The 24,423-nt window shown below is 65.4% G+C and carries 12 protein-coding genes and 3 pseudogenes; 5 read left to right on the forward strand and 10 right to left on the reverse strand.

The features are described from left to right. A partial coding sequence (locus AAHZ94_RS06720; RefSeq protein WP_349991351.1) for a DUF6542 domain-containing protein occupies positions 1-460 on the reverse strand: 460 nt, incomplete at its 3' end. Positions 461-1,226: 766 nt separating this feature from the next. Here AAHZ94_RS06720 and ychF point away from each other — a divergent pair. After that, positions 1,227-2,315, forward strand: coding sequence for a redox-regulated ATPase YchF (ychF, locus tag AAHZ94_RS06725; protein ID WP_349991353.1), 1,089 nt, complete (start codon positions 1,227-1,229; stop codon positions 2,313-2,315). Between the two features lie 103 nt (positions 2,316-2,418). Here ychF and AAHZ94_RS06730 read toward each other — a convergent pair whose 3' ends face one another. From AAHZ94_RS06730 to AAHZ94_RS06755, 6 genes are all read right to left on the reverse strand, one after another. Next, on the reverse strand, positions 2,419-3,111 hold the full coding sequence (locus AAHZ94_RS06730; RefSeq protein ID WP_349991367.1) for a M48 family metallopeptidase: 693 nt from the start codon (positions 3,109-3,111) through the stop codon (positions 2,419-2,421). Positions 3,112-3,208: 97 nt separating this feature from the next. Further along, positions 3,209-6,805 carry a type I restriction endonuclease subunit R gene (locus AAHZ94_RS06735; protein ID WP_349991354.1) on the reverse strand — a complete coding sequence of 1,199 codons (3,597 nt, stop codon included), beginning with the start codon at positions 6,803-6,805 and terminating at the stop codon, positions 3,209-3,211. A gap of 291 nt (positions 6,806-7,096) precedes the next feature. Next, on the reverse strand, positions 7,097-8,338 hold the full coding sequence (locus AAHZ94_RS06740) for a restriction endonuclease subunit S domain-containing protein (RefSeq protein WP_349991356.1): 1,242 nt from the start codon (positions 8,336-8,338) through the stop codon (positions 7,097-7,099). Beyond that, positions 8,328-10,943 carry a type I restriction-modification system subunit M gene (locus AAHZ94_RS06745; protein WP_349991357.1) on the reverse strand — a complete coding sequence of 872 codons (2,616 nt, stop codon included), beginning with the start codon at positions 10,941-10,943 and terminating at the stop codon, positions 8,328-8,330. Before AAHZ94_RS06745 ends, AAHZ94_RS06740 begins: the two co-directional genes overlap by 11 nt. Before the next feature lie 109 nt (positions 10,944-11,052). After that, positions 11,053-11,898 (reverse strand): RloB family protein, encoded by an 846-nt coding sequence (locus AAHZ94_RS06750; RefSeq protein ID WP_349991358.1) that lies wholly within the window; start codon positions 11,896-11,898, stop codon positions 11,053-11,055. Continuing rightward, positions 11,895-13,208 carry an AAA family ATPase gene (locus AAHZ94_RS06755; protein WP_349991360.1) on the reverse strand — a complete coding sequence of 438 codons (1,314 nt, stop codon included), beginning with the start codon at positions 13,206-13,208 and terminating at the stop codon, positions 11,895-11,897. The genes AAHZ94_RS06750 and AAHZ94_RS06755 overlap by 4 nt, the downstream gene beginning before the upstream one ends. Before the next feature lie 779 nt (positions 13,209-13,987). Here AAHZ94_RS06755 and AAHZ94_RS06760 point away from each other — a divergent pair. From AAHZ94_RS06760 to AAHZ94_RS06770, 3 genes and pseudogenes are all read left to right on the forward strand, one after another. Next, the gene (locus AAHZ94_RS06760) at positions 13,988-15,220 is read left to right on the forward strand and encodes a tyrosine-type recombinase/integrase (protein WP_349991362.1); all 1,233 of its coding nucleotides are present in this window, start codon (positions 13,988-13,990) and stop codon (positions 15,218-15,220) included. A gap of 228 nt (positions 15,221-15,448) precedes the next feature. Then, a pseudogene (locus AAHZ94_RS06765) lies at positions 15,449-15,726 on the forward strand (DNA-binding protein). Positions 15,727-15,851: 125 nt separating this feature from the next. Continuing rightward, positions 15,852-18,944, forward strand: a complete 3,093-nt coding sequence (locus AAHZ94_RS06770; RefSeq protein ID WP_349991364.1) for an AAA domain-containing protein — start codon at positions 15,852-15,854, stop codon at positions 18,942-18,944. Between the two features lie 50 nt (positions 18,945-18,994). On the opposite strand, the pseudogene AAHZ94_RS06775 reads toward AAHZ94_RS06770, so the two are convergent. The 3 genes and pseudogenes from AAHZ94_RS06775 to AAHZ94_RS06785 all read right to left on the reverse strand — a co-directional run. Then, positions 18,995-19,801: pseudogene (locus AAHZ94_RS06775) on the reverse strand (3'-5' exonuclease); the annotation flags it as partial. A 327-nt stretch (positions 19,802-20,128) separates the two neighbouring features. Continuing rightward, the gene (locus AAHZ94_RS06780) at positions 20,129-21,328 is read right to left on the reverse strand and encodes an McrC family protein (RefSeq protein ID WP_349991368.1); all 1,200 of its coding nucleotides are present in this window, start codon (positions 21,326-21,328) and stop codon (positions 20,129-20,131) included. A 68-nt stretch (positions 21,329-21,396) separates the two neighbouring features. Further along, positions 21,397-23,286: a DUF4357 domain-containing protein gene (locus AAHZ94_RS06785; RefSeq protein WP_349991365.1), complete on the reverse strand. Its 1,890-nt coding sequence runs from the start codon at positions 23,284-23,286 to the stop codon at positions 21,397-21,399. 754 nt (positions 23,287-24,040) lie between these two features. On the opposite strand from AAHZ94_RS06785, the pseudogene AAHZ94_RS06790 reads away from it, so the two are divergent. Beyond that, a pseudogene (locus AAHZ94_RS06790) lies at positions 24,041-24,226 on the forward strand (DUF397 domain-containing protein). Positions 24,227-24,423: the final 197 nt, after the last annotated feature.

The following is a 24,423-nucleotide window of genomic DNA, read 5'->3' on the forward strand; positions in this document are numbered from 1 at the left end:
CGCTGCCGGTGCCGGGCCTGTTGCCGCGGCCGGCGCCGCGACCTTCGGCCGTCCGCTGCGCCCCGGCCCGCTGCCGGCCGCGCCGCCTGCCGACCAGTGCGATGCGCCGTACGAGGACGATCAGGCAGGTCATCAGCGTGCCTGCGTACAGCCAGGCGACTTCGAGGGACAGCGAGGTCACCACGTTCATGGCCTGACCGCCGAACCCGTCGCCGTCCTCGCCGATCGGCACCAGCCCGAGCGCGAACGCGATCGGCACGCTGACCGGTGCCGCGATCAGGTCGGCGGGCCGCACCCACACCCCCGACGCGGCACAGACCAACAGGAAGAACAGCCCGTACACGACGGGCGAACCAGACAGCAGCAGGGCGTCGAGACACCCGACCGCGAGCATGGTCGAAAGGGTCAGCATCCCGGTGCCGAACCCGGTCAGCTTCGGCTCGGGCAGTCTTCGCACCATCGCGAGCAGCGGCTCGGGCAGCGGCCCGGCGTTCCGTGCCCGATAGACGGTGGCACTCTCACCAAGATCAGCGCCGGCGCCGGCATCACCACCGCCGCCCCCGTGCGCAGGCTCGGCCGCGGGTCGGGGCGGGGGTGCCGTACGGCGGGGCGTACGCGTGCTGGGTCGTTCCACTGAACCAACGTAGGTCGCCATGCGCCGATGTACTGACCATGGACACGCGCTTTGTCTCACCTTGGTTATCTGTTCGACCGATAGTCCGCCCGGCGCGGGGGTCAATACGACCATTCGGGGCAATGGGGGGTGTGGTGGGACGGGTACTCGACCGTCCGTTTGGGCGTCGGCCCGGTGGGGCGTACGGGCCCTGCGGGGCCCTTCTCGTGGGGTGGGGCCCTGCGGGCTCCTGGTGGGGTGGTTGTACGACGGGTCGTACGAGTTGGCCGTACGGGTTGGCTGCGCGGCTTGGCTGTACGGGTTGGTCGTACGAGTCGGGCTCCGGCGGGGCCGGCGATCGACGTGGGTGGTGAGGCTCCGGCGGGGCCGGCAGTCGGCGTGGGGTGGTGAGGCCCCGGCGGGGGCGGCGGGGTTTCAAGGGAGGCCCTGGCGGCGCAGCGAGCGCGGGCGCGTCCCCGGGGAGAGGGGGTGGGCGGAGACGGGCGAGGTGGGCGGGGTGAGGGGAGGGGGAACGTTCGGGGCGGGCCCGTAGACTGGTGGACCGGCCCGTCCGGGCCCGTTCCTACCCATTCTCGCTACGGGAAGTCGCCACGTGTCGCTCACGATCGGAATCGTCGGTCTGCCGAATGTCGGCAAGTCGACCCTGTTCAACGCCCTGACCAAGAACGACGTGCTGGCGGCCAACTACCCGTTCGCCACCATCGAGCCGAACGTCGGCGTCGTGGGCGTGCCGGACCCGCGCCTCGCGATCCTCGCGGGCATCTTCGGCTCGCAGAAGATCCTCCCCGCCACCGTCGACTTCGTCGACATCGCGGGCATCGTCCGCGGTGCGTCGGAGGGTGAGGGCCTGGGCAACAAGTTCCTCGCGAACATCCGCGAGTCGGACGCGATCTGCCAGGTCATCCGGGCCTTCCAGGACGAGAACGTGGTCCACGTGGACGGCAAGGTCTCGCCCAAGGACGACATCGAGACGATCAACACCGAGCTGATCCTGGCCGACCTCCAGTCTGTCGAGAAGGCGGTGCCGCGCCTCACGAAGGAGTCCCGCCTCCAGAAGGAGAAGGTCGCGGTCCTCGCCGCGGTCGAGAAGGCCAAGGCCATCCTGGAGTCCGGCGAGACCCTCTTCTCCGCCGGCATCACCAAGGGCACGGAGCAGGGCGACCTCCTGCACGAGCTGCACCTCCTCACCACCAAGCCGTTCCTCTACGTCTTCAACGTGGACGAGGACGAGCTGGTCGACGAGGACTTCAAGAGCGCGCAGCGCGCGATCGTCGCCCCGGCCGAGGCGATCTTCCTCAACGCCAAGATCGAGTCCGAGCTCATCGAGCTCGACGACGAGGAGGCTCTCGAACTCCTCCAGTCCATGGGCCAGGAAGAGCCGGGCCTCGCCACCCTGGGCCGCGTCGGCTTCGACACCCTGGGCCTCCAGACCTACCTCACGGCAGGCCCCAAGGAGACCCGCGCCTGGACCATCCCCAAGGGCGCCACGGCCCCCGAGGCGGCCGGTGTGATCCACACCGACTTCCAGAAGGGCTTCATCAAGGCAGAGGTCATCTCCTTCGCCGACCTGGTCGAGACGGGCTCGGTCGCCGAGGCCCGCGCCAAGGGCAAGGCCCGCATGGAGGGTAAGGAGTACGTCATGCAGGACGGGGATGTGGTGGAGTTCCGCTTCAACATCTAGTTGAAAATTAAAACACTCCCGTTCTCGGGAACGTGAGCATGAAGGGCCCGCCTGTGGAGGCGGGCCCTTCTGCGTGGCTCACAACCTGTGCAAGCACTAGCGGTCAGATGGCTCCGCGCCACAGACTCGGCTCTGCTTCGGTGAACTGGCGCTCGAGAGTGTCAAGGTCCTCGAGCGTCATGCGCATTCTGCGCCGGAAGGCGGCACCGTGGGCAGGTACTTTCAGGTGTGTGAGCTCATGGACGAGAACCAGATCCACAAGGATCGGCGGTAGCTGCATGAGTGCCCAGTGCAGCCTGATGGAGCCGTCAGGCTCGCAGGCTCCCCATCGTTCTCCAAGTTCTTGGACCGTCACGCTACGTGGAGTGACACCCGTGCGCTCAGCCAGAGGTGCAGCGCGGGCGGATGCCCATCGTGTACCTCGCGCTGTGTACCACTGGGCAATCAGGCGAGCACCTTGTCGCGGGGACTCAGTCTCTGGAAGCTCCAGCCAGCCCTGGTTCAGTCGCACCCGCTTATCCGAACCGGCCTGCACTACTTTCAGCCGGTAGCGGCGCCCGAGGTACGCGAAGCTCGTCCCGCCCACCAGCTCCTTGACAGGTTCCCCTCCGCCATGTCTGCGTCGCTCTACCTCGTCGGCAAGTCGGGGCAGCCGAGAGCGTACAGCTTCGGCGACGGCCTGCGGATCGGCGTCCGCCGGCACAGCGAAGAGCACACCGCCGTCCTCCCGGATCTCAATCCCCAGCGTCCGGCGTCGTGGTCGCACGACGACCTGCCACGTCCACTCCCTTGGCATGGGGAGTGACGCGAGGGCGGACTGGACGGCGAGGCTCACCAGTCATTCGTACCATCTGGCGCTGACAGGGCCGTGAGCGCCGCCGACGCTGCATCTACTAAGGGGACCGTCTCCCGTAGCGCAGGAAGTCGTCACGGCGCTCCACGGCGAGCTCCAAGAGCCCGGCCGCCAGGTCGGCGGTCGCCTCCCACTCGATGTGGAGGTGGTCTGCCACTCTGAACCGGAGTTCCCTGCGTACATCGTCGCGCGCATCGGGCTGCGCCGGAAAGTGCGGTTGTCTCACCAGCGCGGCTATGTCCACGGAGATGCCGCACGCTGCCTCGTAGAGATCTACGTCTCCAGGAACGGAGACAGAGTCGAGCTGCTCCAACTCCCTAGCCAGCGCTCGGTACACCGGCCCTTCAGTCAGCGGATCGAGGCTCGGACCCGGCTCCTCAACGTCCTCCGTGACATCTCCGACGAGCCGGGTGAGGTCGGCAGCGGCCTGCTCGAAATCCTGGCGCATCCGCTGGACGATCTCTTCCAGGCGGCTGCTGAAGAGCTCATAGCGCGCACGGTCCGTGCCGATATTCGCCGTGATGTGCGTACGCAGTCGACTGATCATGTAGCGGGTCCTGGCGCGTACGTCTTGGTTCGCTTCGACGCGTTCCATGAAGTCGGGCGCAGTCAGCTCGACGGGAGGAATCCGCAACTCGACACCGGTGACCCGGATGTGGTCGGCGATGAGCTTGCGTACCTTGGCGCCGTACCGGCGCGGGCTGAACTCGTCACGACCGTCCAGATAGCTCTGCCTCGCCAGGTACTGGACCTCACCGAGATGGCCGGCCAGCCGCTCATAGGTAAGTGCATACGGACGGGGGAGGACAGCGCCGAGAGCGGTGAGGAAGGCGCGCACCAACTCGTCGAACTCGCCACGTGCCAGCGGGTCAGCGAGCTCCTCTAGGAGCGCTTCGCGGCGCTGCTCGTCGGCCAGGGAAATGGTTCCGTAGACGTCGTACGAGGCGAGGTTTCGCGCCTCTAGGAAGCGGGTGACAGAGCCGTGGAGGTCCGTCAGGAGCTTATCGGCAGCAGCGTCCGCCTGAAGGAGCAGTCCGTCGCTGGTGGGCTGATCTCCCTCAAAGTCCCGTGCAAGGTGGTCGACGCTCACGTCCTGATAGCCGTAGACCTTGCGAAGGTGGTGCTGTTCGTAGTCGCGCAAAGAGCGGGCCAATTCATCGCCAATGCCCACGAAGTCGACGACCAGTCCCCACTTCTTGCGAGGGTACGGACGGTTAGTGCGCGCTACGGCTTGGAGAAGTCCCACACCGGAGAGGGCACAGTCCAGGTAGAGGACTTGCTCAACGGGTGCGTCGAAGCCCGTCAGGAGCATCGACTGGACGACGAGGAAGGCCAGTGGCTCGGCGGCCTCCTGATCGTCGTCCGTGGCATCCCAACGATCCTCGTCCGTCAATTCGCTAGATTCTTCCCCAACTGTCCAGACATCAGTCACAGGGGTCTCGGGCGAGAACAGCCCCTGCCCCGGCATGCCGTGCGGGTCAACATCCCAAGAGGGGTCGACCGCGGAGTCGAGCGGGTCGCCAAGACCTGCTTTGAAACGCTCGATGTGCGCGTCTTGGCGGGACTTCAACGTCCAGTCCCGCCAATCCGCAGGATCCTTCTGCCGATCCCCGTGGATCACCACTGCGGCGTCGATGGAAGCAAGGACGTCCCGGTGAGGGAGCATGGCCAGGAGCTCTCGTGTCTCCTTGTTGGCGCCGAGCACTGCTGCCGGATCGTAGCGTAGGGCTGGGTCTAGTTCATCGAGCTGCCGGACCAGTTGGTCACGGGCGATGAGCAGAGCACTCCGGTACCGGACAGCCGCACGCCGGGACACAGCGACCAACTGGGCACCGAATCGGTCGGGCAGAGCGTTGACCGCCCAGTGCCGCAGCATGTAGTCGGCCTTGTCAGCGATCACGGAGTGCGCTTCGAGAACCTCTTTCCGGCGTGCAAACTTCCGTAGCACGCGTTCACGCTGCTCCGGATCAGCAGGCACCTGTGTGTCGAATTTGGTGTCCAACGCGGCCTTCTCAACAACCTCCAACGGCACGTCGTACGCCTCGTAGCGCACTGGCACGACAGACCGGTCCTTTTCGGCGTCACGCAACGTGTACGTGTCGACGATCGGTCCAAAGATCTCCTCGGTCTTCTTGCGCGCGTCGCTGATGATGGGCGTCCCGGTGAAGCCGACGAGCACGGCGTTCGGCAGCAGCGCTCGAAGCCGGGCGTGCAGCCAGCGGTCCTGGCCTCTGTGAGCCTCATCGATGAGGACCACGATGCGTGAACTGGGATTGGCGACGTTGACTTGGACGTGTGTCTTCTCATGGCCGTCCTCAGTGCCCAGCGTCTCCTCGCGCCCGTCGTAAGCGGTGTCGTCGCGCTGTGCCTTCTGAAGCATGACCAGGACGACGTCGGGTACTCGCACGGCGAGGTGAGCACGTGCGTCCGCTACCCCCTCCGCCCGGTGGACGGTCTCCTCAGCCGAGGCCATCGACTCCAGGATCTGCTTCTCAAGATCGATGCGGTCGGTGACGACGACGACTTTGTGCCCCTTCAGCTCCTGGGTTCTCCTGAGGTGACGTACCAGGAAGGCCATGGTGAGGCTCTTGCCGGAGCCCTGGGTATGCCAAATGACCCCACCCCGCTGGCTGGCCTCGTGGCCCGCCGTGATCCCAGTCGTGCGCTCTCTGAGGGCTCGGGCGAGCCGGCGGACGGCCCGGAACTGCTGGTAGCGGCCGACCACCTTGAGCGTGCGGCCACCCTGCCCGCGCTCAGTGGTGAAATCTCGCACCAACGTCAGGAGATGGTCTGGGGTAAGTACACCCGTGACAAGGATGGCCATGTCGGTGTCGCAGCCGTCGGCGGGCGCGGGCTCAGTTGTGCGCCACGGCGTGAAGTACTCGGGGGCCGAGGTGACGGTGCCGAGTTCGGCGTACGTCCTGTCGGTGCCGATCAGGACCTGAGCGAACCGAGTGAACTCCGGCACGGGTGCAGGAGACTCAAGGCTCGCGTACCGGCAGACCTGGCCTACAGCATCATCCAGGGCAGCCCTGCTGTCGCTTCCAGAGGTGAGCGGGGCCTTGCATTCGATGACGACCCAGGGCAGTCCGTTGACGAACAGCACGAGGTCCGGGGTGACGTGGGACAGCCCCTCGCGGTCCACGCGGAACTGGCTCACTGCCAGGAAATCATTACGCCCGCCGTTTTCCCCGTCCCAGTCGACAAGCTGGACATGCTCGGGGTCGCCCTTCCGCCAGCCAGGTAGGGTCCGGGCGTTGACGCCGTCGCGCAGCAGTTTCGTAACCGCGAGATTCCCAGCCACGCCCCGGTCGGCCGGCCCCTGGCCCGGGGCGGTGCCTAGGACGACGGCGAGGAGACGGTCAAGCTGGACGGGAGTCAGCCATGTTCCGCTGCCCCCGGGGGCCGGGTTGATCTTGGCCACGGCGTCCCGGAATCGGCCTTCGTAGATTACGCTCTTGTACGTCGCTCGCTGGGACAGGGCAGCGCTGCTGACCGGCTTTCCGGGAGCGGCCCCTTCCAGGTGCTCCCACCCGAGTTCGACCAGTTGCGTGATCAGCGGCTTCTCGGTCTTCAGATACTCCGGTCCTGCTTGCTCCAGTCCGGCGATCCCCGGTAGCCCCTGCTGCCCACTCACCGTTGAACTCCCTGCCCTCACCCGTGCGCTCCAGTACCGCCCTTAGGCGTACGGCAACTCTACGTCTGGGCAGGGATTCAGCCAGAGGCGTTTCGGCCTTTGATCAAGCCGCAAGCGGGGACTGTCGCGCCTTGAGCAGCATCGGCTCGGACCGCAGGGCAGCCTATGGCTTACTCGCCTGGGCGTTCAGTCACCACGTCAAGGATCACCAGGTCCCGGCCTGTCCGCATGCATGCTCAACTGTGGGTCGGGCATGAGCGACAGCAGGGAGGGGCCCATGTGCCACTCTGCTTAGGAGGCGTTCGCCTTCGAGCGCCTGGTGAGCAGGTCCTCAACCATAGCCTGCTGAATGGTCCTCAACTTCGCGATCTGTTGGCCCACGGCGGTGACACGCCGTTCGAAGGCCGCCCCGGTAGCCACAGCGTGACGCTGCTCGCCCAACGCCACGCTCGGAATGAGCAACTCGCGGACATCTGCTTGCGAGATCTTGTACTGGCCACTCGACCCTCGCATCGCATCGTTGATCTGACGACGCAGTTCGTCAGACGCGAGTACGACCCCCAAGAACCGCGGATCCAGTTTCTGCTTATCCACGACTAGGCGGAACACCAGATCTGGGATCAACAGTCCCTCTCGAGTCCTCTCGACCGTACAGGCCACACCCACGAGGGACTTAACGCCATTAGCCCGGGACATCAACACGTCCCCCGGTTTCACTTCGAGTGAGAGCCGAGGCGCGATCTGCGGAGGCAGAGCTTTCGCCTCCCCTTCTCGGAAACTTCCTGTTGTGACGGCGCTGAGCTTCAGGACTCCCCACTCGTCCGCTGCTGGGAGTCTGGGCTCGCACACAGGGCTCCATCCGGTCTCTACCCGCTGAAGCATGTCCTTCAAGGGTGCGAGGCCGCGCTTCCAGGCGGCAGTGATCGCTTGAGCGACAGCGGCCTTACGCGCCATTTCAAGCTTGGCCCGTACCCCCTCCAGAGCCCCGATGCGCCGCTCGAATGCGGCGTGTGCGGCGACGATCCGGCGCTGTTCGCCCAGCGACACGTTGGGCACGCCCAACTGCCGAATCTGCTCCTGCCCAATGTTCTTCATGCCAGCGCTCGTGCCGGTGGCTAGTGCCCTCACACGCTGTCGAAGATCCCTCTGTGTCAGAACGAGTTGAAGAAATCTGGGGTCCGCGGCCGACATGTCCACATGGAGCCGAAGCGTCTTGTCGCTGAGCAAGAGCCGCGGAGGCGGGTTCTCCGCCACGCAGGCCAACCCCACTAGCTCCTCAGTGTTCGCTCGCGTCATGAGTAGATCGCCGTGTTTGACCTCATAGTGAGGATGAATCAGTGCCGTGTCCCGGATGACTTTGTTTTCTCGTGATGCGAACCGGCCGGCCTGAACTGCGCTGACTTTGAGAACACCCCACTCGCCCTCACCAGCAGGCGTGTCCTCGGCAGAGGGGCTCTTCCCTGCCTCAATGCGTGTCAGGAGCGTATCCAGCAGGACTTCGCCGCGAGCTACGAACTGGTCGTCATCGCCCATAACCCAGCTCCTCCAACCAGCTCCGCAGCTCCCCCTGAGCCTTCTCGCTCGCCCCCTCCAGCTCACTCAACGACACCGCATACTTCTCCACCCATCGCCGGAACACCGCCACCAGTTTCCGCCGCCCCGCCGCCACCGCTGCGTTGAGCCGTCCGGTCAGGTCCTCGTCCAGCACGGCCAGGACGACCTCTTGGACCCGCTCTCTGTCCGCGAGAGCGATTTCTGCTGCTGCCTTGAGGTCCGGCAGAAACCGATCATCCAGTGCCTTGCGCTTCTTTGTGGCAGCCAAACGAATCTTCCTTCGTCGCGCCAACTCGACATCAAGACGAGCCAGTTCCTCCGGAGTGACCGGCTCGGCAGAGCTCTCCTCCTCAGGAGAACCCTCGTCGTCACCGTCCTCCAACGCTGGCTTCGCTGCCGCGACAGCTTCCGCGGCCTCCTTGTAGGCGGCGTCGGCCGCGGCAACTTCTGCCTCGACGGCCGCGTACTGATGAAGAAACTCAGGAATGAGTTGACGTACGACCATCTGGTCCATCGCACGTCGGCGGTCTGCGGCTGAGACGGTCACCTTCGGCTTCCTGGCAGAGCCGGTGCTACTCACTGCACCTTCCGCCGGCTTCACGATTGCCTCCGTCGAGTCGACCCATCCTTCAAGGACGCGCGCGAAGCCGCCCGCCGCCAGGGCCTTCATGTCGTAGCGTGCGTGCGTCCACCAGTCGGCGATGATGCCTGCCGTGCGGTACTCGTCGAGAACTCCCACGCCCCCGATGGACTCCGTAAAGCCAGCGAGCAGCCCGGCTCGCAGGTCCATCAGCTTTCCGTCTTCGGCCAGCCGGCCGAAGAGGAGTGAGCCCTTCTTCCACCAGTCCGTGTACGCCGCCCGCAGTGAGGCTTCCTTCGCGGCGGCCTGTTCCGCAATACGGCTGACAGTGGCCTCAGGCTGTTCGGGCAGGAAGTCGTAGTAGTCGGGGGCGCCGTCGCGTGCGGCGAACAGCGTGGATGCGTCGACGCCGTATGCGCCGAACAGGTCTGACTGCGCTGCTACTTCCTTGACCGGGACGCCGCCGTACAGATGAGCCCGCACATCCTGCGGTTCTGCAGGCGGTGAATTGTCCACCCAGCGACGGATGTTGAGGTTCGCTCCCTCCGCGAGGAGGTCCTTCACCTCCACCCACCGTGAGTAACCCGGCAGGGACCGTCCTCGCTGGAACACCGTGACGATTTTCTCGACGTGCTCGGGGCCCAGCTCGTTCTGGTTGCGGCCAACCGTGAACTCCCGATCGGCGTTGATGAAGAGGACCTTCTTGCTCCGGTCGGGGTGCTTGCGGCGTGGCCGGCGCAGGATGAGGACGCAGGCGGGGATGCCGACGCCGTAGAAGAGGTTCGGGCCGAGGCCGATCACCGCCTCTACGCAGTCGTCGCGCAGCAGCTCCTCGCGGATCTCTTTCTCCTTGCCTCCGCGGAAAAGGACTCCGTGCGGCATTACCACGGCTACCACACCCCGCTCCTCCAGCACTGAAACCATGTGCTGGACGAACATCAGGTCGGCCTTCTTACCCTTCTCGGGTGCCCACCCCCACTGCATGCGAGTGCCGTGCAGAGCGTCGGCGGCGGCCACCTGCGCCTGGTCGTACGGCTGGGAAAAGGGTGGGTTAGAGAGGACCTTGGTGAAGGTACGCAAGCGTCTGTTCTCGTCGAGATGGAGCGGCTCGGTGAGCGTGTCGCCGTGCTGGAGGTCGAACTTCCGGATCCCGTGCAGCACCATGTTCATGCTCGCCATCGACCAGGACGCGGGGTTGCGGTCTTGGCCGTTGATGCCGAGCTCGTCAGGGTTGCCGCCGTGCTCTTCGACGTACTCCCGGGCAGCGATGAGCATGCCGCCGGAGCCCATGCAGGGGTCGTAGACGCTTTCCATCGGCTGCGGGTCGAGCAGGCGTACCAGCATCCTCACCACCGAGCGTGGGGTGTAGAACTCGCCACCGCTTTGACCGGCAGAATCCGCGAACCGGCCCAGCAGGTACTCATATGCAGCCCCCAGCATGTCGGGGAACTCGAAGTCCTCGTTGCGGAGCCGGTAGAGACTGAAGTGCCGGATCAGCGCGAGCAGTTCGTTCGGCGTAAAGCGGGATTTATTGCCGGCGACTGCGTTGAACTCGATATGCGAAGCGACGCCGGACAGTCTGCTGTTGCCTTCCTGGAGTGCGACGAGTGCCTTGTCCAGGTATTCCCCCACCTTCATCAGGTTTCCGTCTGGGCCCCTGGTCTCTGCGGTGAGGGCCTCGATTCCCGGGACGGTCTGTTCCGGGTGTTCGGGGTCGAGCACATGCGGCCCGGTCCACCAGCGAGCGCGCGGCGGGACGTAAAAGACGTGGCGGTAGAAGTCGGGGTTGTCGGCCCGTTTCAGGGCCAGCTCCACACTGCCGGTCTCCTTTTTTCGTTCCTCATAGACGCGCTTCCACTCAGGCTCGAATTCATCCGAGGCGCGCTTCAGGAACAGCATCCCGAAGATGTAGTCCCGGTAGTCGGAGGGCTCCATGCGTCCGCGCAGGATGTCGGCGGCCGCGAAGAGGTGCCGCTCCAACTGGGGAAGGGTGATGCGGGCCACGCGCCGGTCCTTCGTGGGGTCGGAAATGTAGGGAGAGTGCCAGGGCAGCGTAGTGGCCCCGGGGCGTCGGGCGGAAACCGCTCGACGTAGTCGGTCTTAAGAGGCTGCGTCAGTCGTCGTCGTGCTCGATGCCGAGGCTGACGAGGAGACGCCACACATCGGTGGACGGGTCCCGGTCCAAGATCTTGCAGTCCAGAGCATGGCCGGAGCGAGCGGCCCACTTGCGAGGGGACTGAGGCAGGTGGTCGGGGTTGTCCAGGCTGGTGCGGTCGACAGGAGTGGCCTTGTGCTGGCTTGCTTTGCATGCGCCGTGCTCGCACTGCGAGACGAGACTCTTGGCGTGTGCGATGGCTGCCTTGGTTCTCCCCTCAAGCGCTTTTCGACGCGCCCCCTGGATGCTCTTGTCATTCTTTTTGTCGAAACGCTTAAACGCCGGATCGGTCGCGCGGAGCTTGTTCACCACGTCCGTGCTCTTGCCACTCTGTCGTCCGCCGTACGCCTGGAAGTGAAGAAGTAGCCACAGGTCGAAGGATGGGTGCGAGAAGCAAATCTCCGTACTATCGGCGGCGCCGTATTCGAACGCCTGTGGAATCTGAGTGTGTTCGTCCCGGTCGAAAAGTGCCCAGGTCTCGTCCGTCGCGGCATGCTCGCGCACAGCCTCAACAACCTGCTCCGGCAGAAGGCCGTTCGCCTTGTAAACGGGGACGATTCGGAACGGCTGCCCCGTCCGCTCGCCAGATCCGAAGCGTTTGACCAGGTAATCCAGGTAATCGGGCTCCGTCGACTCGCCCTCGCAGCCCACATAGAGGACCCGCTCCTGCTGACGCTCCGCTACCTGAACGGGCGTCAGCGAACGCTCTTTGTCGTTACTTCCCGTGCGTCTTTTCCGCTTCTTCGGCACCGCCTTGGGCTCTTCGAGGCCCGATGCTTGCTCTTGCCCGCCCCACCCGCTCACGCTGACGCCTTCGCCTCCTGCTCGCGTACCCGTTCCTTCTCCCGCCAGGCGAGAGCGCGGGCAATCTCGCCCACGCTGACACGGGGTGAACCTCCGTATCGACCACGCAGGTATCCGCGTTCCAGGTCCTCGTCATCGCCAGGTCCGGCTGCTGCGAGCGGATACAGGTCGGTCGCGCCTGAAGTCTTCTTGGACGTGATCCATACCTGTTCGCGGGCAAGCGGGCGATCCAGTACTGCAGTGCCCAGGAGCGTGGCGTCGTGCGTGGTGAAGATCAGTTGCGCACCGCGCGGGTTGGACTTCGGGTCCTGGAAGAGTCGAACGACCTCGGCGGCCAATGTGGGATGGAGGCTGGAATCGAGCTCATCCACCAGAAGCACTGTGCCGGCATCGAGGACGGAGAGCATTGGGCCGAGGAAAGCGAACCAGGAGTGTGTCCCGAGCGACTCTTCACCGAGGAAATCGAGGGCGACGTCCCTGCCGTCCGAGCTGCGATGACGCAGAGTGATCTCGCCGGTCTTGCGGTCGATGTCGATACCGCTGATGCCCAGGTCGGCAACGGAAAGCAGTTCCGCCAGCCACTCTCGGTAGCCCTTGCCGCGCTTCGGGTCGGCCAGCAGGCGCCGTGTCCAGTCACTTCTGGCTTTTACGTCCTGGCCAGGAGTCATCAGCCACAAATTGTTCAAGAACCACCTGTGGAGGGCGGCGAGCTGTGGGTCGTTCAGCGTGGCACCGGTGGACAAGAAGAGAGCGTTGGGGCGGGTGACGGGTACGAGTACGTCCCGCTTCCCGAGAAATCCGATACCAGAGTCGGAATCGGAACTGGGAAAGAGGAACTCGCCACCTTCGGCTTCTGGGCGGTCAGCTTCTCGATCGAACCAGACGACGCGTTTTCCCTCTGGGTAGGCGTGCAGCCATTCAGCTTCCACTCGCTCGTCCGAGAGTTCGAAGCCGTAGGTGTAGCGGACAGGGTTCACACCCAGCATGAGGTCGACTTCATAGAGCGTCGTCTCGTCCACGGCATCCGCGTCTAGCTTGAATGGCTGACGTGGCACGCTCGGCTTGGCCGCCCATTCGGCGAATGATGTCCGTACTGCGTCCCGCATGTCGAACAGTGCCCGAAGAAGGTTCGTCTTGCCTGAAGCATTCGCACCGAAGATTCCGACCACGGGGAGAACTGACACAGCCTTGCCCTGGTCGCGGAGCGTGGTCACTCGCGCTGCACTGGCACCAGCTGCGGTGCCGACCAACGACAGCTCGCACTCATCGCGGATCGAGCGGTGATTGGCCACCCGAAAGCGGAGGAGCACCCTCGACCTCCCCTGGGACGGGTTGGAGCCCGTCTGTTGCTACATGAACCTCTGCGGACTATCCGCAAGCGCAGCCTATGCCGGTGGACTGACAGCGGCCAGTCCCGCCCTGCTAACAGGCGAGAGGGACTATGTGCTGCAGCGTCGTGGTGGCGGCCGCCCCGACTTCTCCGAAGCCAGAGCGGCCGCCCGTCGGTCTTCGGTGATCGTCCGGAGCGGGGCCGATGCGTCTTAGCGGATGATCTTGAGGCTGGCGGGTGTCGGGCTCGGGTACGAGGGGGACTGATCGGCCGGGGCGACGCTGGGTGGCCCAGCTGGTTTGGTGTACGGGTAGCTGCTGCTTGTTCTGGTTGCCTCGGCCGCCCGGAGGCGGCGCTCGCCGTCAGTGGCGATCTTCCTTGCGGCTCCGCACCGGATGCGCAGATCGAGCGGCGTGATGTCGTTTCGTATGGCTGGCTGCCTTCCCGTGCCCTCGACAGGGCGATGATGCGGCATGTTCGCCGAAAAGGGCGGATTAGCGGCGAGCTTCTTGCTGACGAACGAGGCGATGGTGACGATCTCAAGGACAGGGGTCCGGCAGATCGGGGTGGTGGGTGGCGAGCGTCTTTCAGAGGTGTAAGCGGGACGCCCGGGATCGGAACTATCCGTGTGCGCGTCCACGGTGCGGTCATGCGTGGACCGTGCGGTACCGGGAGCTGGGCGGAAGACGGGGGCGGCAGAGGGAGAAGTCGTTTCCGCGGAAAATCGGCGTGGATGGTGCGGACGCCTTTGCAGCCAGCGTGGAGAAGGACAAGAAGGCCCGAGTCTGGGTCGACCCTGCGCGCAGCGCCATGTCCTTGGCGGTCTGGGCTGAGGAGTGGCTTGAGCGGCGAGTCATCGGTGAGTCGACCCGCCGCAACTACGAAGGGTTCATCCGTAACCATCTCGCACCGCGCCTTGGCGGTAAGCCCTTGGCTGGGCTGGCGCGGCGGGACTTTGAGAAGTTCGTCAAGGACATCTACCAAGGCGGTGCAGGGCTGGCTGCATCGACCGTGAACGACCGCATGGTGATGGTGGCCGCCATCATGGAGGCGGCTGTCGTCGACAAGCGCATGACGGAGAACCCTGCCCGGGGCATCCGTATCTCCCGTAGGGATGCTGTGGCGGTGGATGAGGACGACGTTCCGACGCCAGCAGAGGTAGATCTGATCGCTGCGCACATCGCGCCAGATTTCCGCCTCACCGTCTACCTTCAGTCCGGCACAGGCCAGCGCCCCAGCGAAGCCCTGGCCTTCTCCACCGAGTGCAGGCGACCTGGCTACGTCAGGATCCGATGGCAGGTCAGTGCCAAGGCGCACCGTGAGGACTGCCAGACCCCCTTCGTGCCGCTCAAGCATCGGCTGGAGAAGGAGTGCCGAGACGTCCCAACCGCCCTGTTCATTGAGCAGGAGATCGACGCGCACCTCCTGAAGTGGAAGCCGGTGCCCGTCGTCTTCACTGGGCAGAAGGGGAAACGGATTCGGCTCGAGACCTTCTTTGCTCCACGTCAGCCTGGCGCTGGCGTGATGCCGTCCATCGCGTCCTACGGCTACCAGTTCAAGAAGGCATGCCTCTCGGCCGGCCTTGTTGACCTGGACGGCAATGCCAAGTACACGCCCCGCAGCCTGCGGCACTTCTTCGCCTCCACGGCCCTGGCCAACGGCGTGCCGATCCACGAGGTCTCGCGCTGGCTGGGACACCGCTCGGTCAAGACGACGGTCGAGGTCTACAGCCGTCGGCTACTCGCGCATGTCATCGCTTTCGGGAAAATCTGCAGTGTGCCGCAGCCTGCATCCACGGACGCGATGTCCCCCCTGTCCATGGGAGACGAGCCGGAGCGCCGACACGCAAGGTGGGTGGGAGTGGCGAGAGCCGTCCAGATGCACGGTGCTGGGATGGAACGCCCGTGCTGGGATGGTGCTGGGATGCCCACTGTAAAACCCGCGTTTCCGCAGGTGGGAGCTCTGCACTACAGATTTCGGTTCAACGTGTAGTGGGTGGCTCATCGCCGCGCGGCTGATCTGGCAAACATGCAGGTCAGAGAGGGTCCGACTCTTCGGAGTCGGGCCCTTAGCCCTTTCCAGTGCTGGGATGAGAGGTCTTCCCGTGTTGGCATGAGGCCGCGGCGCTGTGGAGGCGTAGACCGTGGAGCCCTTCTACTCGTTTGACGCGATCTGCGTCCGGATGAGACGACGTACAACATCGGGGAGCGTTCGCGCGGTATGGAAGTCGTGATCAGCTCGCTCGCCATTATCGAAGCCGTCCACGCCCGTACCGACAAGTCTCGCCCGAACCGGGTGCCCCCGGACTGCGCGTAGTGCCGGTGGGCGACGAGGAGGCGCGGGCAGCCTCGAAGCTGCTGATGGGGGCCAGTTTGCACGGGCGTAAGCACGCGATCGAAGCTGCACTGCGACAGCACCGTCCGGTGGCCAAGGTGACATCCGATATCGATGGCATGGCCAAGCTCTGCGGTGATCGCGTCCGGCTTGTGGCGGTGTGACCTTCCGTTGTCAGCGGCGTGATCGCCCGTGTAGTAGTTGGGAGGGCCAGGCTTGCGAAGATCGCCCAAGGAGCCTTTCGGGTAGCGGCCGCGGGTGATGTGAATAGGAATGGGGGAGTCTCGATATGACGCAGAGTGGAACGCCCTATCCGGTGACCGAGTTGCTCGCCGCGGTGCGGGCAGAGATCCTTGCAGAGCGTCGCGGAGATGGGGGTGACACCCACAAAGTGTCGCTTTCCGGTGGACGGCGTATCTCCGTCGCCGGTGGGCGATTCGAGTATCTCTTCGCCTGTAGGAAGTGGAACGAGGCACTGGACGGTGCCCCCGTGCTCGTGCGAGAGTCGCAGGCCCGTGGCCTCTGGGCGGAAGCCGAGGCTTCGCGGATGCCCGATGGCACAGTGCGCCTGATCGCCACGGAGGACTACGGTCCGTCGGTGCGGAATATCCAGATCCGGAGAGATGATTCCGCGGGCCTCGCTACTCTCGCATCGCGTCTCGAATCGGCTGGTGAGGCGGGCAGTTCCGTCCGGGTGGACAGCGCCGGCTGGATCGTCGGGCGGGGCGCCCCGCAGATTGCACGAGACTCCAACCCCGGACGCTGGGTATCGAACTGGCAGACGCTCAAGCTCAATTCACGCCAAAGGCTGGCCATCGAGCAGGCTCTGGCGAGCCAAATTCTCTTTCTGTGGGGACCTCCAGGAACGGGTAAGACGGATGTTGTCGGGCATGTCGTGGAAGGGAACTTCCGGCAGGGACTCAACGTGCTGTTTCTTGCGCCGACCAAGGTGGCTGTCGACCAGGCCCTGGAACGCATCTGTGACCTTTTGGCCGCACAGGACGGCTTCGCCGAGGGACTGGTCCAGCGTGCTGGGGATATCGAAGTCGCCTCCCTGCGAGAGCGATACGGCGCCTACGTCGACACGTCGCAGATCACCACTCGCGTCTCCGCCCAGTTGGATGAGGCTCTCAGCCAGGCGAGTCAAAGCCTGAAGAATAAACAGGCCCTCATAACCCTTCACGACGACATGGCTTCCCTTGAGGAACGTCTCGCGACTGCTCGCCAGGGCCAAACCATCGCGAAGCAGCACAGTAGGGCTCATGACGAGGCGATCCTTCGCGCGGAAGCGCAGGCTGCGGAGCTGCGTCTCAAGATTGCTCAACTGGGCACCCCGAGTGGCCTTTTCGCCAAGCGTAGGGAGAACCAGCTAGCGGCCCTACACGCAGAGCTGGACCGGACCGACAGGGAGCTGCGGCTCGCCCGTCAGCAAGGTGCGGACGTCAGAAGAAGCGAGCGCGAGGTGGCTTACGAGATCGAGGAACTCACCGGCCGCACGGCAGCAGCGAGGCAGCGGCTGAGCGGTGTGCCCGCGCGGCCCGTTCTTGCCCACCAGGCGGAGGCTGAGCAGAGGCGCCTTGAAACGCTCGACCAGCAGCGCAGGAAGATCCAGGACACGGTTCGGGGCAGGTGCCGAGTCATGGGGGCCACCGTCGCGAAGGCCGTTCAGTCGCGGAAACTACTGGATCGCGTTGACGTCGTGGTGATCGATGAGGCGGGCATGGTCGATCTGCCCTCCGCCTGGCTTGCAGCAGGACTGGCCGGCAAGAGAGTGGTGGTCGCCGGGGACTTTCGGCAGCTCCCCGCCGTCACCAAAGGGGAGGGAGACCGAAAAGCGAGAGAGGAGGAGCGTGCTCACTCCCGGCAGTGGGCGTCTAGGGATGCCTTCCATGCTGCGGGTCTCGTATCCGCGTCGGGTGCGGTTATCCAGGATCCTCGGCTTGTGTCCCTGGACACTCAGTACCGTATGCGTGAGCCGATCTGCGCGGTGGTGAATGCTGTCGCCTACCCGGACGCCCCTCTGCGCACAGGGCGGGGCGACATGAGCCGTATTCCCGCCAACCCGTTGGTTGATGCCACGGTCCTTCTTATCGACACTTCCAAGCAGCGCATCGCGGGTCCCGATAAGAAGGCCAACACGGTGAACGAGGCCGTGGTGCACGAACTTGTCCGTGGCCTCCAGTTCGAGCAGGTCCTTCCTGGCCGCAAGTGGCATGCCGCAGAGGTTCCCCAGGGGGAGCGCGCCTCGGACCGGCTCGCCGTCATCGCTCCCTATCGGGCGCAGGTCAAGGCGCTGCAGGGGAGCTTGAAGTACCGGTTCGGGGAGGAGTACGAGGGGCTGGTCGACACGATCCACCGGTTCCAGGGAAGCCAGCGCCCGATCGTCGTCTTCGACACGGCCGTCGGCGCGGGCAAGGATCCTGGCTTCTTCTACCAAGGCACAGGACTCTCCTCCTCCACGTGCCGCCTGCTGAACGTCGCTCTCAGCCGAGCCCAGGACCATCTGATCGTCGTCGCAGATCTTGAGCATCTGCGAACGCATCTGCCACCCCACAGTGAAGCGCGCGTCATGCTAGATCACTTGGAGAACCATGCCCAGGTGATGTCTGCCGATCAGCTCGTGCCCATCCGTGATGCCGCGCAACTCTCATCGCTGAGTGCGGAGGAACTGGAGCGGCCGGCTTTCTTCCCGGCGGACGAGGTGTACAAAGCGGTGGAGTGGGACATCGCTCGCGCGGCGAGTAGCATCGAGCTTTACTGTCCCTTCCTCGATCCGAGGCCGGTCAGCAAGTGGTCGGCTCTGCTCGGGCAGCGCGTCAGCGAGGGAGTCCGGGTGGTGATCTACACACGCGCCGCCGAGGAGCAGCGCGACACGACTGCGGCCGACCGCCACCAGCAGCGCATCGACGAGCTGCGTGGGGTTGGGTGTGAAGTGGACTTCAGAGAACGTATGCATGAGAAGGTCCTCATCCTCGACCGCACGGTCCTCTGGCACGGATCACTCAATCTCCTCGCGAATACGGGCCCGACCGACCTCATGATGCGCTTCACCGATCCCGCCTCCTGTGAACGGGTCAGTCACGTCGTGGAGCGCGCCCGCAAGGACCGGGCAGCATGGAGCCCCCGTGTGGTGGCGCAGTCCCGGAAAGAAGATGGAGCAACAGCCCGAGATCCGAGGCGAACAGCAGACGCCCGCGCGCGGTCGACCGACGGCATCAAGCCCGGTGATGTGGTCGATGGGCGTCTCTACCTTGCTGTTCCGTATGGGGAGAAGGATGAGGCGAAGCGGCAGTTGGGCGCTCGATGGGACAAACCGAACGGTCTGTGGCACGTCGATGCGGGCCGCGTCACGCGGGAGCAGGCCCAGCGCTGGTTGCCATGAGGGACAGGCCGATGGGTGCCGTGCGGACCCGGTTGCCGAGATGCCGAACAGGGGACGAATTCGCTTGGTGTCCCCGACCAGGACACGTGAAGTGCTTCGCGAGCGCGCGTGCAGGTGACGAACAGCAGGCACCGCTCCCTCAGCAGATCGGAGCCGTGCTGAACGCTGTCGGCTGCGACCGAGGCCAGTTCAGGGGCGAAGGGGAAGGCGCTGGACGCCACTCCGGCAACGGCGACGCAGCAGAACTCGCGCCCCTTCATCGCGTGCGCGGTAGCCAAGCGGACCGCCTCGGTATCCGGGCAGGGGTTGTCGCGCACGAGGACGGCGGGGACTCCCGCCGCGCTGAGCAGGTTGTGCAGGCTGCCCAGCAGGAGGTTGAACCGGGCGCACACACCGATCTCCGAAGGGCGCACCCCCTGGGAAGACCACTCCTGCACCTGCTGGACGACAGCCACCACTTTCGCTGCTTCGCTCGGGTGGCCTTCCGACACCGGCACGCGTCCGTGGAGCAGGGACCGGTACCCGGCCGGGCTGTCCCGGCCGTCACCGCCGAGATCTTCCACCGGAACCTGGGGCAGAATGCTCGTGGACCAGGCCAGGATCTCCTCCGTGCTGCGGTAGTCGATCCGTAGCCGGCTGCTGCGCCCGGTCACGGCGATGCCGAGCGAGTTGAGCGAGACCTTGGAGTCGTAGATGCGCTGGTGAGGGACGCCGGTGAGGAACAGGTCATCGCGTCCCGGTGCGGCAGCGCCGCGGAGTACCCGCCACTGGGACGGGTGGAGATCCTGCGCCTTGTCGACGACCACGTGGTCGTGCGCGGGGGACGCGTCGGCCAGTAGCTGTGCTGCTCTCGCGCACTCACCGTCGAGAAGGAAGGAGGGGTTCTCGCGAAGCGTGTGGGCGAGAGCGTTGGTGTAAGTGGTGAGCAGAATGCGGCACGGATCGTCCGCATCCGCGGATCGCGTACGTTGTCCACGGATTCTAGGTGGAGACCCTTGTCGGCCCGCAGTTCGGCGATGGTCAGCTGCCGGAAATTGGCCATTGCCTTGCGCATACCTGCTTTGACCTGCTTTTCCAGCGCGTCGAAGCTCTCCCAAAAGCTCTGGGCGAACGCGAGTTGCGGCACGACCGGAACTCCCCGCTGTGTGCTGTGTTGCTGTTGATCATATGTAGGGAGGTCTTGCTCATTGCTGGTCGCGCGGCGCCAGCCGACGGGACAGTGAGGCGATGGCCGAAAGAAGACGCTCCGGTGGCTGGTCGAGATCGAGTGCGTGCTGATGGATGACGACGCCGGAGCCTCGGACGCGGTGGGTGGTGTGTACGGCGTTGCCCTTCGCGTAGATGAGGTGCCCCTCGGAGAGACGCAGTGCTGTGCAGTACGCCAGCATTTGGTAGAGGTCCGCGTCGGGGAAGCCGCTTCGCTTCTCTGCCTTGTATTTCGCGTCGGCCACCGCGCACGGTGAACCATCGGATCCGTACAGCACGACATCGGGCTTCATGCGGATCTCGTCGTTCTCGTCCAGGTGATGCGAGTCCTGGAGGCGAGCGGTCAGCGTGGTGTCCCGGAGCGTCTCCCGCAGCGCGGTGGTCACGAAGTCCTCGAAGAGTCGGTTCATGTCGAACAGGAACCCGTCGATGCGCAGACCGCCCGGAAGGTGTTCGACGGAGGTGCCGTCCAGAACCGCTCGGGACAGGTGCAGGGCGTGGTGGTAGCGGGCATTGAGCCTGGTGGGAAGCCACTCGGGCAGTCGGTGCCCGCGTACAAGGGGCGAGATGTCGGCGAGCCGCACACGCTGGTGCAGCAGCCTGCGGCGCACCTCGCGCGGTACGCCCGGCGCTCTCAGTAGCCGCTCCACGGCCGCGCGCAGGATGCGGTTCTCCGCGATGTCCGCCGTGAACTCGTTGTACGCCACCTCGACCGGCAGGGTGGCACCGAAATGGCGGCGCATCTGGTCCGCGTGCCGGACGCGCCCCCGCACGACCAGCCCGGTCTCCTTAGCCACTCGATAGCCCTGAAGCAGTCCTGTGCGCAGAGCTCGGTCGATCTGGCGCTCCACTGCGTGGGCGAGCGCGGGCATCAGGTCTTGATGGGCGGCCACGTCGACCTGCCCGTCACGCCAGTTCTTCCTCGGATCGAGGCTGTAGCCGAGGAGGAAGAACAGGCGCGAGATCGAGACCTTCGGGGTGACGCGGACCGTGAGCGGACGATCAGCTCCGGGCGCGGTCACCTGGACCGCGCCGACCTTGCTGCCGGCTCGGAGCCGCCAGTGCCCTGCGGCGTGTGGATCGGGGGCTGCGGTCACGATGTCCGAGTCGGCCAGAGCCCGCCCGATGGCGGCGGGCAAGGGGTGGCTGACTGCTGGGGCGTGTTCGACGAGTTCGATGCTGAACGGTTCGGTGGCCGAGGCGCCCGAGACGGTGGCTGACTCCGGGGGGCCGTTCGGGACGGTCGTCACGCCGGTGTCTCCGTTGTTGGTGCCGCGGGCGGCTCGGGTGCGGAAACGTCGGCGGGGGTGCCCGTCGTGGCGGAGGGCAGTGTCCGGCGCAGTGCCGGGAGGCCGTAACGCCGCTCGATGTCGATCCCCTCGCCGTAGTGGTGTTCTTCGAGGAGGGGGAGGATCTTTGTCCGCCAGGTGCGGTCGAGTCCGCCGTCGCGGTACACGCTCTTCTTCATCAGGTACGACGGCCCGATCCGGAAGTCCGCGTCCTCGATGCGTGCGTTGAGTGCGTCGAGCAGATCGGCCGGCTCGGAATCCTTGTTCTCTACCGCCAGCCACCGGCGAAGCAGGCCGCTGGTGGGTTCGGTGCGCGGGGACAACTCGACGAAGGCGAACCGGCGGCGCATGGCCGCGTCCACAAGCGCGATGGAACGGTCCGCGGTGTTCATCGTGCCGATGACGAACAGGTTGGACGGCAGAGCGAAGTCGTCGTCGGAGTACGTCAGACGGACTGACCGCTTGCGGTACTCCAGCAGGAAGTAGAGCTCGCCGAATACCTTGGCGAGGTTGGCGCGGTTGATCTCGTCGATGATCAGGAAGTGTGGGATGTGGCGGTTGCCCTCGCGGTCGGCGAGGTCGGCTAGCTCCCGCAGCGGCCCCGGCGTCAGTCGGAAGGCGACCTCGCCGGTGTCCGGATGCTCGCGCGGCCGGAACCCCTCGAAGAAGTCCTCGTACGCGTAAGCGGGGTGGAACTGGACCAGCTTGACCCGCGCCTTTTCCGGTCCGCCGCCAAGGGCCTCGGCGAGCTTCATCGCGAGGTAGGTCTTGCCGGTCCCGGGCGGGCCGTACAGCACCACCTGCTTCTCGTCCCACAACAGGTCTCGCACCTCGCGCAGCCACTTCACGTCGTGTACGTGCAGTTCGTCGGCGAGCTCCTGCGAGGGGACGGGGAGATCCAGGTCGCGTCGGGCGGTGAGGGCCGGAAGCTCGCCGCTGGGGTCACGCTCTATGGCCTCGGCCTCGTCGGCCAGCTCTTCGTTGGTGAGGCCGAGCCCCTCAATCACGGACTGCACCGAGGTGAGGTCGACCACGTCGTGCTGGCTGGAGAGCTTTTGCTGCAGCTCCTCGGGCAGTTCCTCGTACGGGAACCCGGTCTCCTGCCAGGTCACCGGACGGCTCAGGTTCGACCGTTGGTCCTCGGACTCCTGCTGCAATGCCTCACCGGTGATCTCGCCGATGTACAGTCGGCCGTCGGAGATGGTGCAGACAGTGTCGCCCGGCTTCATCCGGGAGAGGAACGCGTGCAGTCCCTCCACCAGGTCCTGCTTCTGGCTGTACGTGGCCGTCGACTCGTAGTCCTCAAGGACGAAGGTGCGCAGCGCGTCCTTGCTGACCCCCTGCCGCACGCCCGGCCGCAGCCGCGAGGCGGCGAGGGTCACCCGCTCCTCCAGAAGCCACATGCGCTGGACCAGGTCGAGCCCGGTCACGTTGGAACCGCGGACCAGCCAAGTGCGGGAGGGGCCCCACCAGGTGCCCGGCATGTAGTCGGACAAGGGGTGGCCGTTCTCGGTCTTCCAGTTGGTCCACCCGTTGGAGTTCCTGCCGAGCAGGACGGCCGCTGCCTCGGAGGAGGAGTTGAACGTGATCTCCTCCGCCGTCTCCAGGAAGCCCGGCCAGGTCTGCGACGACCTGATCCCCTCGTCGGCGATCAGCTTTTCGCGCAACCGGCACGAGGAGGGCGCGCGGGTGGCGAAGGACGGTACGACGTCGGCACGTACCGGTTGACCTGGCCCCACGACGAACTTCCGACTGCCGTTCGTCCCCAGGACGTCCGTCTGCCGGCCACGGGCGACGGGGCCGCCGTTCGGCAGGCGTAGGAAGAACTCGGGGTACTCGTTCGCCATGAGGGCCTCACGCTTCGTCGTGGTCGTCCAGGGGCGTGCCGGGTGGTGGGTGGGGCCACAGTGCACCGCTGAGTCGATCACTACGAAGCGTAGAGGGCAGGACTGACACTGCCGGGCGATTCCACAGGACGGTTGGCTTGATGTAACCGGTTCGGCTGGTCGACGTGTGGATGTGGGGGAGGCCGCGGCGGCTGGGGGCTCTCGCATGTGGTGCCCAGTTCGGCGCACACGGTTTTGCCGCTGGGAGGGAAGGCTGTGGTTCCCCAGCGGTCGGCGAGGTGGGAGGCGAGGAGTAGTTCGCGGCCGGATTCGGCGGTGGGCTGCGACTCCGTCTCGGCCTGGTCCGGGTCACCGGGAAGCCGCTCGCCGCGCGCGTCCGTGACCTTGATGAGGAGAGAGGGGAGTGGAAGTCTCCACGGTGGCTCCTCGAGTGTGAGTTCCTCGGTCAGGTGAGCGTCAGACGGAAGTCGCGGCCCGGTACGTGGGGGCCGAGCGCGCAACGTAAAGTGCCCCTTCAGGTCATGCCAGTGGGCGCTGAGTTTCATGCGTGTTCGGATGGTCTGGTGCAGTTTCTGGAGACTCTGGAACGGTGACGCTTTGCATATTCCGAAGGGCAGCAAAACGGGCGCCTGGGCTCCGGCGCGCAAGAGGTAGGCCTCCTCTACCAGTGCTATTGCACACTGCGCTCGCAGGCCCTGAACTCCCTGAACTCCCAGGACTCGTGGGGCTTGCTGGAGTGACTGCGAGGAGAGCTATGAGCATGTCCGAACTCGCCTGGTTCAAGTCCAGTTACAGCGGCACTCAGGGAGACAGCTGCATCGAGGTCGCTGTCACCGAGTAGGCCATCGATGTACGGGACTCCAAGGATATGACGCGCCCGCACTTCGCGGTCGGGTGCGAGGGGTCGTGGAGTTCGCTGCGGGAGGCTGACGCGTCGTAGCTAAGCCGAGGGGTGGGGAGAGTCCCAGTGTCGCGGCTCTCCCCACCCCTCGACTGTTTGGGGTGCGGCGGTCAGGCGTCGTGGTCGCGATCCGGGTGGCGGGGGCCGTGGCCGGGCGGCGGGGTGAGCGGTGAGGTGTAGTTCTCGCCCTCGGCCAGGGGGGTTTCCAGGGTGAGTCCGGCCTTGGCCATGCGGTC

It is taken from the genome of Streptomyces sp. HSW2009 (genome assembly GCF_040240285.1).
Taxonomy (GTDB): Bacteria; Actinomycetota; Actinomycetes; order Streptomycetales; family Streptomycetaceae; genus Streptomyces.

Coding starts and splice junctions, on each gene's coding strand:
- AAHZ94_RS06730 (WP_349991367.1), bottom strand. CDS start 3,111: ATGCCAAGGGAGTGGACGTGGCAGGTCGTCGTGCGACCACGACGCCGG.
- AAHZ94_RS06785 (WP_349991365.1), bottom strand. CDS start 23,286: ATGGCGAACGAGTACCCCGAGTTCTTCCTACGCCTGCCGAACGGCGGC.
- AAHZ94_RS06740 (WP_349991356.1), bottom strand. CDS start 8,338: ATGGGCGATGACGACCAGTTCGTAGCTCGCGGCGAAGTCCTGCTGGAT.
- AAHZ94_RS06770 (WP_349991364.1), top strand. CDS start 15,852: ATGACGCAGAGTGGAACGCCCTATCCGGTGACCGAGTTGCTCGCCGCG.